The following is a 13,707-nucleotide window of genomic DNA, read 5'->3' as shown; positions in this document are numbered from 1 at the left end:
TTTCAAGTCAAAATCATTTGCTTTTTCTCAAGTTTATTTCGGTTGATTTCTTCTGAATTTGTGCCGAATTAATTTCAATTTTTTAAGATAGTTACACCTATAACTTTTAAATTCATTTATTTTAGCGTGTGGTTTTTCAAGCCATTCTTGAATTATGGAATTCAAATCTATTTTACCGTTCAACTGAAACTTGAGATGACAAATATTACAATTCGCCCCATTCAAAAAGATGATAACAAGAAAGTGGCTGAGATGATCCGCCATGTATTGGTAGAACAAGGGGCTCCAAAAGTAGGGACAGCCTACGAGGACAAAGCTTTAGACCAGCTTTTTGAAAACTATCAGAAAGATAGATCGGAGTATTTTGTGCTCTTGGAAGGAGAAGAAATTTTAGGAAGTGCCGGGATTTCACCTTTAGAAAATGGGGAACCACAAGTTTGTGAACTTCAAAAGATGTATTTTGATCCAGCTGCTAGAGGAAGAGGCTTGGGAAGTCAAATGATGCAGGCTTGTTTAGATTTTGCAAAAGCCAACGATTTTAAAGAATGCTATATTGAGACCCTGCCAGGAATGAAAGCTGCTCAAAAGTTATATCAAAAGACAGGTTTTGAATACATCCAGGTTAGAATGGGGGACACTGGTCATTACTCCTGTTCGGTATTTATGAAAAAACAATTAAACTAGATTATGAAAAAAATAGCAATAATTGCTCATGATGGAAAAAAGCCAGAAATGGTCAATTTTATCAATAAAAATTTGGATAAACTCAAAAAGGCAGAGCTTATCGCTACTGGTACAACAGGGACGCATGTAGAAAATACAGGCCTTAAAGTTGAAAAGAAACTTTCTGGACCCATTGGAGGAGATGCGCAAATTGCAGGACTTGCCGCAGAGAAAGGTCTTGAGATGATTTTGTTCTTTAGAGATCCATTAGGGAAACATCCGCACGAGCCTGATGTGCAAATGTTGATGAGAATTTGCGATGTACATAACATTCCTATTGCTACCAATCCAGCCACAGCTCAATTGCTGGTAGATGCTTATTTTAAAGATTAATCTTTAGGAATAGCTTTCAAAATTAAGTTCATAATTTCCTCTGGACAGCGCATAGGTCTTTTGGTTGATTGATTTACAAAAACCAAGATGGTTTGCCCTTTTGTGAGCAATTCATCGTTTTGATTTTTGATCTCATAATCAAAAGTAATAGAAGCGCCTGGCAAAACGTTAAGGCTCGTTTTGACTTCTAAAATGTCGCCAAATTTTGCTGGTTTTTTATAATCTATTGTTAATCTACTTAGCGGCAACATCACTCCATTATCTTCCATTTTTTGATAGTGCATGCCCATATTTCGGAGCCAATCTACTCTGGCTTGTTCAAAATAAATTGGATAAACAGCATGGTGTACGACTCCCATCTGGTCGGTTTCTGCGTACCTCACTTCAATATGAGATAGGGTAGAAACTGGTCTTATTTCTTTATAATTTTTGCTCAAAATTTATATATTAACATCTCTTTAAGTATAGGCAGAAAAAACGAGAATTTCAACCTGAATTTAATTTTTTTATTAAAAAGTTTGTTCACATATTTGTCGTCCGATTGTAGTTAAACCGCTTCAATAAAATTGAATTTAAATACAAATACTTTAAGCTTAACTATGTCAAAATCAGCAACTTCGGTATGGGATAACTGCCTTAACTTCATTAAGGACAATATCTCAGATCAAGCTTATAAAACCTGGTTCCAACCGATAAATGCTGTAAAACTTAATGATAATGCTCTAAGTATTCAAGTTCCCTCAAAATTCTTTTATGAATGGCTTGAAGAGCATTATGTAGATCTTCTTAAAGTTGCTCTCACAAAAGAGCTTGGGAAGGGTGCAAAATTGGTTTATGTGATTCGGATGGAAAATGCAGAAGGCAATAAACAACCTTTCACTGAGAAAATACCAAGTACACAACGATCCAATGTCCATTCTCAATCCGTAGATTTTCCTGCTCGACAGAAAAATCCTGAATTAAAAAATCCATTTGTGATTCCAGGAATAAGGAATCTCAAAATCGACTCTCAATTAAATTCAAATTATAGTTTTGATAATTTTTTAGAAGGAACTTCTAACCGATTGGCTAGATCTGCGAGCCTTGCAGTTGCTAATAAGCCTGGAGGAACCTCTTTCAATCCATTGCTTATCTTTGGTGGAGTTGGTCTGGGTAAAACTCATCTTGCTCATGCTATTGGATTGCAAGTGAAAGATAAATTTCCAGAAAAGACAGTTCTTTACATTTCTGCTGATAAATTTACACAACAGCATATTGACGCAGTTTCTAAAAACAACAGGAATGATTTTATTCATTTCTACCAAATTATAGATGTTCTCATTGTTGATGATATTCAATTGATTTCTGGTAAAAAGGGAACTCAGGATGTGTTTTTCCATATTTTCAATCATTTGCATCAAAATGGAAAGCAAGTTATTTTAACCAGTGACAAGGCTCCTGTGGATATGCAAGACATTCAACAGCGTTTGTTATCTAGATTCAAATGGGGGTTGTCGGCAGAGTTGGAACAACCAGATTACAATACGAGAATCAAAATTATAAAAAACAAACTCTACAATGATGGAGTTGAAATGGCAGATGAAATCCTGGATTATGTTGCTTCCAGAATTACAAACAACATCAGAGAACTGGAAGGTGCCATCATTTCTTTGATAGCGCATTCTTCATTTAGTAAAACTGAAGTTACTATAGATCTTGCTGAGCAGATCGTCAAAAATTACGTCAAAAATAATAAGAAACCAATTTCTCTAGACGATATTCAAAATGTAGTCAGCGATTATTTCCACATTGAAATAGAAGAGTTGCAGTCCAAAAGCAGGAAGAGAAATGTCGTTCAGGCCAGACAAATTGCTATGTATTTTGCTAAAGAAATCACTAAAACTTCACTCACCAACATAGGAAGACATATTGGGCAAAGAGACCATTCTACGGTTCTGCATTCTTGTAAAATTGTTTCTAACCTTCAGGAATCTGATAAGCAATTCCGCAAATTCATTCAAGACTTAGAGATTAAATTCAAGCAACTATGACTAGAATCTTGATGGTGTGTTTAGGCAATATTTGTCGCTCTCCATTGGCAGAAGGCATTTTGAAATCTAAACTAGACCCTTCAAAATTTGAAGTCGATTCTGCAGGAACCTCTGGTTTTCATGAAGACGAGTTGCCGGATCAGCGCTCAATAGAAGTAGCAAATAAGAATGGATTGGATATCACAGACCAGCGAAGCAGAAAATTTTTAAAAGAAGACTTGAAATTTTTTGATTATATATTTGTCATGGACACTTCCAACTATGAAGACGTAATAGCGTTGGTAGAAACAGATGAAGAGAAAAACAAAGTCAGTTTGATTTTGGATAAAATTTTCCCTGGCGAATCTCAAAGCGTTCCAGATCCTTATCATAATTCCATAGATGGTTTTAATCAGGTTTACGATATGTTGGAAGAATCTTGCACCGTTATAGCAAAAGAATTGGAGAAATCTTAATTTAGCTTCATCAAAACAAAGAAATGGAAAACGTTCAGAACAAAGGGAAACTATACCTGATTCCAAACCGATTGGGAGATTTGCCACCTTTGGAAGTTCTTCCACTTTCTATTCGTAAAGTGATAAGTGAAATAGACCATTATATTGTTGAAAACGAAAAAGTGGCCAGGCATTTTATAAAAAAAATAGTGCCTTCCAAATCTCAACCCAACCTAGATTTTAAGCTTCTTAATAAATTCACCTCAGATTTAGAAATTCCAAATTTTCTGGACGTCTGTGACCGTGGAATTCACATGGGTTTATTGTCGGATGCAGGCTGTCCTGGGGTTGCAGATCCTGGTGCTCAAGTTGTTGCTTTAGCTCACCAAAAAAATATTCAAGTAGTACCTTTGGTTGGTCCATCCTCCATTTTACTGGCTTTAATGTCTAGCGGCCTTAATGGGCAAAGCTTCACTTTTCATGGATATTTACCTATTGATAACCAGGAACGTAAGCATTTTGTAAAAAAAATAGAACGGGCTTCCATAGAAAATGATCAGGCTCAGATCTTTATCGAAACCCCTTACCGGAACAATAAATTATTAATTAGCCTTACCTCAATATTACAAGCTTCCACTAGAATTAGTGTTGCTGTAGACCTTACTTTGTCTTCAGAATTTATTAAAACACAGACTGCAGCAGAATGGAAAAAAACTTCCATAGATTTGCATAAAAGGCCAGCTATCTTCATTATTCAAGGTTAAGGTCTGTATTTTTTACCAAATTTTATTCCCATTGGAAAAAGACGCTTACAAAACTATAAACCGAGCAGGATCAGAAATCCTCTTTAAGGAAAAGGCAAGTAAGTTTTTTGGATATACGTTTCCAGTTGTTTCTGAAGATGAGGTTGAACGAGCTATTGCCGATCTTAAATCTAAACACAACAAAGCAGGTCATTTTTGCTACGCCTGGCAAATGGGCGAAAACTACGAGCATTTTAGAGTCAACGATGACGGTGAGCCCTCCAATTCTGCGGGGATGCCAATTCTTGGGCAGTTGCAAAATTTTGAAGTGACCAATGTTTTGGTAGTAATTGTTAGGTATTTTGGAGGAACAAAATTGGGTGTTGGAGGATTGATTTCTGCTTATAAAACCGCAGCTAAGATGGCTTTGGAAAATAGTAAGATAATTTCCAAAACCATCAATTTGAGTTTTGAAGTAGCTTGTGAGTATGATAAAATGAACCTGGTGATGCGATTGGTGAAGGAGTATGACCTTGAGATCATTGAACAAGACTTAAAACTAAAGTGCAAATTCAAAATAGGGGTAAGGAAAAAAGAATTTGAAAGTATCTACGAGAAATTTGAAGCTGTTTTTGGTTTTGAAGTGTCGAGTGAATTTAAGCCTGAAGACAAATGACAGATCTGAAACAACTTAAGACAGACTTTGTTGAAGAACTTTTACCTGTTTATGACAAAGCCGAAGTTTTGACTATGTTTTCCTGGCTGGCTGAGGATTTACTGGGTCTGAGAACCCATGATTTACTACTCAACACTAAAATGGAGTTGAAAGAAAGCCAACTTTTGAAATTTGAAGAAGCTAAATCCAGGCTAAAGGCACAAGAGCCAATTCAATATATTTTAGGCTATGCAGAATTTTTTGGCTTAAAGCTAAAGGTCAATTCCAAGGTTTTGATTCCGCGTCCAGAAACAGAAGAACTTGTGCAGTGGATTCTGGAAGACCATTTGTCTAAAGACCTTCAGTTATCGATTATAGATTTAGGTACAGGTAGTGGCTGCATTCCTATCGCGCTAGCCAGGCATCTGCCACAAGCCAAGATAAAAGCTTTAGATATTTCAGAAGAAGCTTTAAGTCTGGCAGCATCAAATTCCGAAGAAAATGGAACACAAATAGAATTTATACAGGCCAATGTATTGGAACTTGAAACGCTTCCCGAGGTAGATATTGTTGTTTCCAATCCGCCTTATGTGAAGTTTGATGAGCAACAGCAAATGAAAGATAATGTTTTAAAAAACGAACCTCATTTGGCATTGTTTGTACAAAATGAAGATCCGTTGATTTTCTACAGAAAAATAGCTGAATTGGCTTCAAGTGCTGTGAAAAAACCTTTGGTGTATGTGGAAATCAACCAGTACTTGGCTCAGGAAACTGAAGATTTGTTCAAGCGTTTTGGATTTGAACATATTGAAATCCGAAAAGATTTTCGCGGGAATGAGAGAATGCTAAAAGCCTATTAAACTTGCTTAATAGCTTGATTTGATAATTGATTTTTCTAGAATTTAGCTTAAATTTAAATCCAAAATTAACTTTACTAATTTCAAATCTTCATGGACGTCAAACAGAAAATAGAACAGCTAAGATCGGAGCTTCACGAGCATAATTACAAGTATTATGTATTGGATAATCCAGAGATTTCTGACTATGATTTTGACATGAAATTGAAAGAATTGCAGGAGCTTGAAGAAAACAATCCTGAATTCTCCGACCCTAATTCTCCAACCAAGCGAGTTGGCGGAAAAGTGACCAAAAATTTTAAGACTGTTGTTCATGATTTTCCGATGTATTCACTGTCCAATTCGTACTCCAAAGAAGACCTTGACGACTGGCAAACGCGTATACAAAAGATTATAGAAGAACCCGTTGAATTCACCTGCGAACTCAAATACGACGGTGCTTCTATAAGTTTAACCTTCGAGAATGGTGAATTTTTAAGAGCTGTTACTCGGGGTGATGGCACCCAGGGCGATGAAGTTACGCATAACGTAAAAACCATTAAATCGGTTCCTCTCAAACTGAAAGGTGATGATTATCCGCAACGATTTGATATTCGAGGTGAAATTGTTTTGCCTTACGAAGGCTTTGCCAAACTCAATGCAGAGCGAGTAGAGCAAGGTGAAGAACCTTATGCCAATCCTAGAAATACAGCTTCCGGAAGTTTGAAACTTCAGGACAGCGCCGAAGTAGCTAAACGCCCTTTGCTTTGCTTGCTTTATAATTTAACTGGAGAGCATCTCGGTGTCAAAACCCAAATGGAAAGTTTAGATAAAGCCCGGGAATGGGGTTTTAATGTGCCCAGGGAAGCCAAACTAGCCAAATCAATTGATGAGGTTTTTGCTTATATCAATTACTGGGACGAACACCGTCGGGATTTGCCTTACGAAACCGATGGGGTGGTCATCAAAGTCAATAGTCTTCAACATCAGGACGAATTGGGTTACACGGCCAAATCTCCTCGCTGGGCGATGGCTTATAAGTTTAAAGCCGAGCAGGTGTCTACAACTTTAAATGAAATCACCTATCAGGTAGGTAGAACTGGAGCCATTACACCTGTTGCCAATCTGGATCCCGTTCAGTTGGCTGGTACGACCGTAAAACGTGCTTCTTTGCACAATGCAGACCAGATTGAAAAGCTAGACATCCGGGAAGGGGATGTGGTGTTTGTAGAAAAAGGGGGAGAGATTATTCCAAAAATTATTGGAGTTGATTTTAAACAGAGAGATCCGGATTCTCAACCTACTGTGTATATTCAGGAATGTCCAGAATGCGGCACTGAACTGGTACGAAAAGAAGGGGAGGCTTTACATTTTTGTCCAAATACAGAGGGTTGTCCGCCACAAATCATTGGACGTATTCAGCATTTTATCTCCAGAAAAGCTATGGATATAGAAGGGCTTGGCGGAGAAACTGTTGCATTGTTGGTGAGAGAAAATTTAATTGAAGACTACGCCGACCTTTATACCTTAAAAAAAGAAGATATTTTGCCCCTGGAACGTATGGCCGAAAAATCTGCAGACAACTTGATCCAAGGAATTGAAGCGTCGAAAGAAGTGCCCTTTGAGCGAGTCTTGTTTGGGCTTGGTATTCGTTATGTGGGCGAAACCGTTGCCAAAAAACTGGTAAAAGTGTTTAAAAGCATTGATGTGCTGGCTTCAGCAAGTTTGGAAAATCTTGTGGCCGTTGATGAAATAGGCGAGCGAATTGCTCAAAGTGTAGTAGAATTCTTTCAAAACGAAGCCAATAAAGAGCGTATCAGCAGGCTTCAGCAATACGGCCTTAATCTTGAAATTTCTGAAGAGGAAATGGAAAATCAAAGTCAGAAGTTAGCAGATCTAACCTTAGTAATTTCTGGCGTTTTTGAAAAAGTCTCGAGAAAAGAGATTCAAAAATTGATAGAACAACACGGCGGTAAAAATACCAGCTCCATCTCTAAAAAGACAGATTATCTTGTCGCTGGTGACAATATGGGACCGAGCAAACGCACCAAAGCTGAAAATCTAGGCGTAAACATTATTAGTGAAGATGAGTTTTTGGAGATGATAGATGCCTCCCTCTAGCTTCCTCCCAAGGAGGGAGAATCTATACGCTTGTTATAGTTTCCTTTCCTTTGGGAAGGTTTAGGGATGGGGATTTCCCTTTTAAACTTCAATCACCAAGCTTTCACTTTCACTTGTGCCCTTGTCATCAAAATAGAAATCAATGCGCCCTACATTGATGCCAGCCCAGCCCACTTGATTCACCAGGACTTTTTTGCCTTCTACATTTTCTACAACACTAGGCTTCTCAAGAAATGTATGCGTGTGTCCGCCGATGATCAAGTCGATGTTTTTGGTTTTTGCAGCCAGCTTCAAGTCATCAATTTTTTCAGATTTGTAGCTATACCCCAGGTGAGATAAGCATATGACCAGGTCGCAGCCCAACTCCTCTTTTAAAATCCTTACCTGTTCCTGAGCAATTTCTACAGGATCGATATAAACAGTTTCTTTGTAAAGGTCTTTGGACACAAGTCCTTCCAGTTGGATGCCTAAGGCAAACACACCTATTTTAAGTTGATCAACTTCATAAACCTGATGCGGTTTCACCATACCAGCAAGGCTTGTGTTTTTTAATTCATAATTGGCGTTGAGCATGTCGAATTTGGCATGTTCCAGTTGAGCCGCAATATTGTCTATGCCGTTATCAAACTCATGATTACCAATAGTCGAGGCGTGGTATCCCATTTTGCTCATCAATTTAAATTCCAGCTCTCCTCCGTAAAAATTGAAAAAAGGAGTGCCTTGAAAAGAGTCCCCCGCATCCAGAATCAATGTATTTGGATTTTCAGACTTCACATTCTGGATATAGCTGTGCCTTCTGGAAACCCCGCCAAGATTGGGGTATTTGCTATCGTTTGCAGGAAAGGGGTCAATGTGGCTATGCACATCATTGGTGTGTAAAATGGTAAGGTGTTTCGAAAACGGCTTTGGTTGAAAGGCACTCAAAACGCCCAAGCCTCCTGCAGCCAAAAAACCAGTTGCTGCTCCAGTGGTTTTTATAAAATGTAATCTCTTCATCGCTTTAGTTTTTGAGTTGAGAAAATCGCTCATCACGCATAGGCGCAATGGTGTCTTTCTTTTTGAAATAATCGATAAATAAGTTTCTGAGTTTGTAATCTAAAGTTTCCACGTTTTGTGCTCTTAAGAAAAATTCCATGCGGTCTCCTCCTTTTATCAAGTAATCGGAGGTGGCTACGTAGTAGGTTTTCTTCTGAATTTGCTCTCCGTTCACCTTAGCCTCGCTCAAGTTGCCTTCAGCATCCACGATCACTTGAAGTCCTGCGATGGGGTGAGCTACTTTACTTTTTGCCAGGTACTCTACCATTGCTTTAAGTTCATCTGAAGCCAATTCTGCAACAGCCACTTCATTTTCAAAAGGCATAATGTCGTAGGCGGTTCTCGTGGTAATATCACCGGCATTGATGCCAGATCGAATGCCGCCATAATTTAAAATCACAAGGTCAATAAATTTTCCGGTTCTTTTTTTAAAAACAGGACCTGCCATTTCCATAACCGCATCTGCCATCATGTTCCCGATAGGCGTATTTAATTTATAATCGGTCTTGCTCATGGCTTTTGGAGTATAAGCCAGAACCCCTTCCATTTCTTCTGCAACTCTTTCTCTGTAAGGAGTGATGAAATCTTCAAGTTCCTTGCTCTTTTCAATAGAATCTGAAATCTGGATTTGTTTTCCTTCAACTTGTTTGAGCTTTTGTGGTTTATCTGCACAAGAAGTCAATGCCAAAACCAAAAGAAGTATATAGAATCTTTTCATTAAAATCAAATTTGGCGTAAATATAGTCTGTTTCGTAAATTTAAAGGGGTGTTAGAATTGACTATATGATTAATTAAGACTAGTTTTTTATTTATGGTTTTCAAAACACTTTAAGAATGATATTTTGGTATTTTTGCAAATCTGTTAAAATAAACTATGGAAATCCCACTACTTAAAGAGATTGTTGTTGTTTTAGGTATTTCGATTGTCATCATTTTGGCCTTCCAAAAGCTAAAAGTGCCTTCTATTCTTGGATTTTTATTTGCAGGTATTATTGTTGGGCCAAGTGCATTTAACTTATTAAGCTCGTCTCACGAAGTGGAGTTACTTTCAGAAATAGGAATTATTTTCCTTCTTTTTATTATTGGTATTGAGTTGTCCTTTAGTGGATTGATGAAAATAAAAAAAACAGTTTTTATTGGTGGTGGACTCCAGGTAGGAGGAACCATACTGATAACTGCTTTAGTTGCCATGGCCCTGGGTGTTGAAATTAATACGGCCGTTTTTATTGGTTTCCTGATCTCTCTAAGTAGTACCGCTATAGTCTTAAAAATGCTGCAGGAAAAAGGAGAAATTAAATCACCTCATGGTAGAATAGCACTGGGGATTTTGATTTTTCAGGATATTATTGTCGTCCCAATGATGTTGTTAACGCCAATATTGGCCGGAAAGTCTGAAAACGTAGGCGAAACCTTACTTATTCTTTTGGTTAAATTAATAGGTGTTGGTGTAGTTGTGTTTTTACTTCAAAAATACATCGTACCGTTTATTTTCAAATTGGTGGTTAAATCCAAAAATCGAGAATTATTTATACTAACAACTATTGTATTCTGCTTTGGTGTGGCCTGGCTAACATCTTCTGTTGGTTTGTCTCTAGCACTCGGAGCATTCTTTGCTGGATTGATTATTTCGGAATCTGAATACAGCCACCAAGCCACGGCCAACGTGCTTCCCTTCAGAGAAATATTTATAAGTTTCTTTTTCATCTCTGTAGGTTCACTGCTCGACATTTACTTTTTTATGAGTAATGTAGTTTACATCCTTTTATTTGTACTCGCAGTTTTAGTGATCAAGATGTTGATTGTAGGCCTTGTAGCTTTGGGTCTCAAGAACCAGCCCCGAACTGTTTTCATGTCTGCTTTTAGTATTTTTCAGGTAGGTGAATTTTCGTTATTGCTATCTACAGTAGGTTTGCAAAACGATATTCTGCCAGATGAACTTTATCAATATTTCCTTGCTGTTTCTATAATAACTATGGCTTTAACGCCATTTGTCTTGCAGAAATCTCATAAAATGTCAGAATTCTTATTAAGAGCAGCTATTCCAAAACGCGTGAGAAAACGAATGAACAAGCGTAAGATAGATGATAGTAGTCAGGAGATTGATCAGGAACACGATTGGAAAGATCATGTGGTTATTGTAGGTTATGGGATCAATGGTCAAAATATTTCCAGAGTAACATCTCATATTGATATTCCTTATGTCATTGTGGATATGGACTACGATGCTATTAAAATGGCTAAAGAAAAAAATCAACCTATCGTTTTTGGTGACGCATCAGATCCTGAAATTTTGAAACATATCAATATTCAGAAAGCGAGGGTGGTGGTTATTGCTATTTCCGATCCAAATGCCACCAAAAAGATTATTTCTTCAGTTCGATTATTTTCTCAAACAGTTTACATTATTGTGAGAACTCGTTATGTAAAAGAAATTGAGGAAAACATGAAAGTAGGTGCAGATGAGGTTATTCCTGAAGAGTTTGAAACTTCAATTGAGATTTTTACACGAGTTTTAAGACAGTACATGGTGACTCAAGGCGATATAGAAACTATAGTAACCAGCATCAGGTCTTCAGACTATGAGATGTTAACGAGTATCAAACCAACTTCAACCAATGCTGTTTTTCAGCAGTTGAACATACCAGATAAAGAAGTGGCTACACTGCATGTACAGCATGGAGATAATAATATTGCTGGAGCTACCATTCTTGAATCTGGAATTGGAAAAAATTATAATGTAACCGTTCTAGCCATTAAACGTGGTAGAAAATACATTTCAGATATACAACCCAGCACCAAAATTGAAATTGATGACTTAGTTTACATTTTTGGAGCATCAAGGGATATCAATGCTCTCAATAAGGTGATAAAGTTTTAATTTTGGCGTAACAAATTCAGAATAGATAGTCCAATAAGAAATATATATCATGAAAAAAATAGTTTTAGCTTTAGGTGTTTTAATCAGCGTTATCAGTTGTAAAACCGTTTCTCAAAAAGAAAACGACCTTGTAGTAGTAGATGTTTTTCTTCACGAAGTCGAAAACGATAGAGTGAAAGTCTCTGTAGATCCAGGACCAATAAGTTCTGACTCCATTAAGTTTTATCTGCCAAAAACAGTACCAGGAACTTATGCTATCAATGATTATGGACAGTTTTCCAGTGATCTTGTCGCTTTAGATTACGATGGAAATGAAATGGAAGCGACTCGAAATGATGATAATACATGGGTGATTACAAACTCTTCCAATTTTGATAAGCTTACTTATTATGTAGACGACACCTTTGATATGGAAGGTGAAGGAGGTGTATTTTCGCCAGCTGGAACCAATTTTGAAGCAGGAGATAACTTTATGCTTAATCTCCATGCAATGGTAGGCTATTTTGAAAATGCTAAAGAAATTCCATACAAAATCAATATTCAAAGGCCTTCCAATCTTGCTGCATCAGCCTCACTACCCGTGATTAATCAAACTGATAAAGAAACCTATGTTATAGACGAATTTGCAACAGACAGATACTTTGGAGTAATCGATCATCCTATCTTATATTCTGAACCAGATACGACCAGTTTCGACATAGAAGGCATGAAAGTTTTGTTGAGTATTCATTCACCAAATAGTGTACATTCTACTGAAGATTTAAAACCAGCGCTGGAGAAGATGGTTCAGGCTCAAAAATCTTTTTTAGGAGAGATAGACAATACTAATGTGTATGCTATTTTATTGTATTTGTCTGATATGGAAAATCAAGATGCACGTGGCTTTGGTGCTCTAGAACACCATACTTCTACAAGTGTAGTCTTACCAGAAACAATGGCCCTGCAACAACTTGAAGAATCAATGACTGATGTGGTTTCACATGAGTTTTTCCATATCATCACTCCACTAAATATTCATTCCAATGAAGTGCATTACTTCGACTACAACAACCCTAAGATGTCTCAGCACCTTTGGATGTATGAAGGCGTGACTGAATACTTTGCTAACTTGTTTCAGATTAATCAAGATTTAATTTCTGAAGAAGACTTCTACCAGCGAATGAATGAGAAAATCCAAACGTCCATGGCTTTTGATGATACGATGTCGTTTACAGAAATGAGTGCAAATATACTTGAAGATGAATATAAAGACAGTTATTATAATGTCTATCAGAAAGGGGCACTGATAGGTATGGCTTTAGATATTCGCCTTAGAGAATTAAGCAGTGGTGAAATGGGTATTCTGGATTTAATGAAAAAATTAATTTCTAAATACGGAAAAGATACGCCATTTGAAGATGATGAGTTGATTTCAGAAATTGTTGATATGACCTATCCTGAAGTACAGGCTTTTTTTGATAAATACGTTTCAGGGAATACACCTATTCCATACGATGAATTTTTTGCAAAGGTTGGTGTAGAGAAGTCTGAAAGCTTAGCAAAAACAGGATATTTTTTAGATGGGAATACCCCTTTTATTGATGCTAATCAAGATGATGGTACTGTTTTCTTTAGAGAAAGTTATCCTATGAATTCATTCTTTAGAGATCTGGGTGTTCAAGGTGGAGATGTTATAAAATCCATCAATGGTACTGAATATAGTTTAGAAAACATAAGGCCACTTATTATGGCATCTATGGGCTGGGAAGAAGGAGAAGCGTTTAAAATGACTGTGGTGAGAGATGGTGAAGAAATGACTTTTGAAGGTGAAGCCACTCAGCCATATACCAACAAGACGTCATTACAGTCTGTAGACCTTGAAAGCGATAATCCTAAATTCAAACTTAGACAGGCTTGGCTTAAAGGGTAATTTTTTAAGT

The 13,707-nt window shown here is 37.2% G+C and carries 13 protein-coding genes; 10 read left to right on the top strand and 3 right to left on the bottom strand.

Going from position 1 to position 13,707, the window contains the following annotated elements; translation table 11 throughout:
- The first annotated feature begins 195 nt into the window (after nt 1-195).
- Nucleotides 196-684 (top strand): GNAT family N-acetyltransferase, encoded by a 489-nt coding sequence (locus tag LB454_RS04460; protein WP_224463419.1) that lies wholly within the window; start codon nt 196-198, stop codon nt 682-684.
- 3 nt (nt 685-687) lie between these two features.
- Nucleotides 688-1,056: a methylglyoxal synthase gene (locus tag LB454_RS04455; protein WP_224463418.1), complete on the top strand. Its 369-nt coding sequence runs from the start codon at nt 688-690 to the stop codon at nt 1,054-1,056.
- Here LB454_RS04455 and LB454_RS04450 read toward each other — a convergent pair.
- The gene (locus LB454_RS04450; protein WP_224463417.1) at nt 1,053-1,493 is read right to left on the bottom strand and encodes an acyl-CoA thioesterase; all 441 of its coding nucleotides are present in this window, start codon (nt 1,491-1,493) and stop codon (nt 1,053-1,055) included. The genes LB454_RS04455 and LB454_RS04450 overlap by 4 nt on opposite strands.
- 162 nt (nt 1,494-1,655) lie before the next feature.
- On the opposite strand from LB454_RS04450, the gene dnaA reads away from it, so the two are divergent.
- The 6 genes from dnaA (at nt 1,656) to ligA (ending at nt 7,875) form a co-directional block, all read left to right on the top strand.
- Nucleotides 1,656-3,086, top strand: coding sequence for a chromosomal replication initiator protein DnaA (gene dnaA / locus LB454_RS04445; protein ID WP_224463416.1), 1,431 nt, complete (start codon nt 1,656-1,658; stop codon nt 3,084-3,086).
- On the top strand, nt 3,083-3,541 hold the full coding sequence (locus tag LB454_RS04440; RefSeq protein WP_224463415.1) for a low molecular weight protein-tyrosine-phosphatase: 459 nt from the start codon (nt 3,083-3,085) through the stop codon (nt 3,539-3,541). Before dnaA ends, LB454_RS04440 begins: the two co-directional genes overlap by 4 nt.
- A gap of 23 nt (nt 3,542-3,564) precedes the next feature.
- The gene (locus LB454_RS04435) at nt 3,565-4,284 is read left to right on the top strand and encodes an SAM-dependent methyltransferase (RefSeq protein ID WP_224463414.1); all 720 of its coding nucleotides are present in this window, start codon (nt 3,565-3,567) and stop codon (nt 4,282-4,284) included.
- 31 nt (nt 4,285-4,315) lie between these two features.
- Nucleotides 4,316-4,939: an IMPACT family protein gene (locus LB454_RS04430; RefSeq protein ID WP_224463413.1), complete on the top strand. Its 624-nt coding sequence runs from the start codon at nt 4,316-4,318 to the stop codon at nt 4,937-4,939.
- The gene (prmC, locus tag LB454_RS04425; protein ID WP_224463412.1) at nt 4,936-5,778 is read left to right on the top strand and encodes a peptide chain release factor N(5)-glutamine methyltransferase; all 843 of its coding nucleotides are present in this window, start codon (nt 4,936-4,938) and stop codon (nt 5,776-5,778) included. Before LB454_RS04430 ends, prmC begins: the two co-directional genes overlap by 4 nt.
- Nucleotides 5,779-5,868: 90 nt before the next feature.
- Nucleotides 5,869-7,875 carry an NAD-dependent DNA ligase LigA gene (gene ligA / locus LB454_RS04420; RefSeq protein WP_224463411.1) on the top strand — a complete coding sequence of 669 codons (2,007 nt, stop codon included), beginning with the start codon at nt 5,869-5,871 and terminating at the stop codon, nt 7,873-7,875.
- A gap of 81 nt (nt 7,876-7,956) precedes the next feature.
- On the opposite strand, the gene LB454_RS04415 is transcribed toward ligA, so the two are convergent.
- Together LB454_RS04415 and LB454_RS04410 are read right to left on the bottom strand one after the other, a co-directional pair.
- On the bottom strand, nt 7,957-8,871 hold the full coding sequence (locus LB454_RS04415) for a bifunctional metallophosphatase/5'-nucleotidase (RefSeq protein ID WP_224463410.1): 915 nt from the start codon (nt 8,869-8,871) through the stop codon (nt 7,957-7,959).
- Nucleotides 8,872-8,875: 4 nt separating this feature from the next.
- Entirely contained in the window at nt 8,876-9,628 is a 753-nt protein-coding gene (locus tag LB454_RS04410; RefSeq protein WP_224463409.1) for a 5'-nucleotidase C-terminal domain-containing protein, read from the bottom strand.
- A 156-nt stretch (nt 9,629-9,784) separates the two neighbouring features.
- Between LB454_RS04410 and LB454_RS04405 the strand changes: the two genes are divergently transcribed.
- Together LB454_RS04405 and LB454_RS04400 are read left to right on the top strand one after the other, a co-directional pair.
- Entirely contained in the window at nt 9,785-11,788 is a 2,004-nt protein-coding gene (locus LB454_RS04405; protein ID WP_224463408.1) for a monovalent cation:proton antiporter family protein, read from the top strand.
- Between the two features lie 49 nt (nt 11,789-11,837).
- A complete protein-coding gene (locus tag LB454_RS04400) occupies nt 11,838-13,697 on the top strand; it encodes a M61 family metallopeptidase (RefSeq protein ID WP_224463407.1) in 1,860 nt (619 codons plus the stop codon).
- The last annotated feature ends 10 nt before the right edge of the window (nt 13,698-13,707 follow it).

Origin of the sequence: Psychroflexus montanilacus, assembly GCF_020164535.1 — a bacterium.
Lineage (GTDB): Bacteria > Bacteroidota > Bacteroidia > Flavobacteriales > Flavobacteriaceae > Psychroflexus > Psychroflexus montanilacus.
Note: the sequence above shows the minus strand (reverse complement) of the source record. Positions and strands in the feature narration are given on the sequence as shown.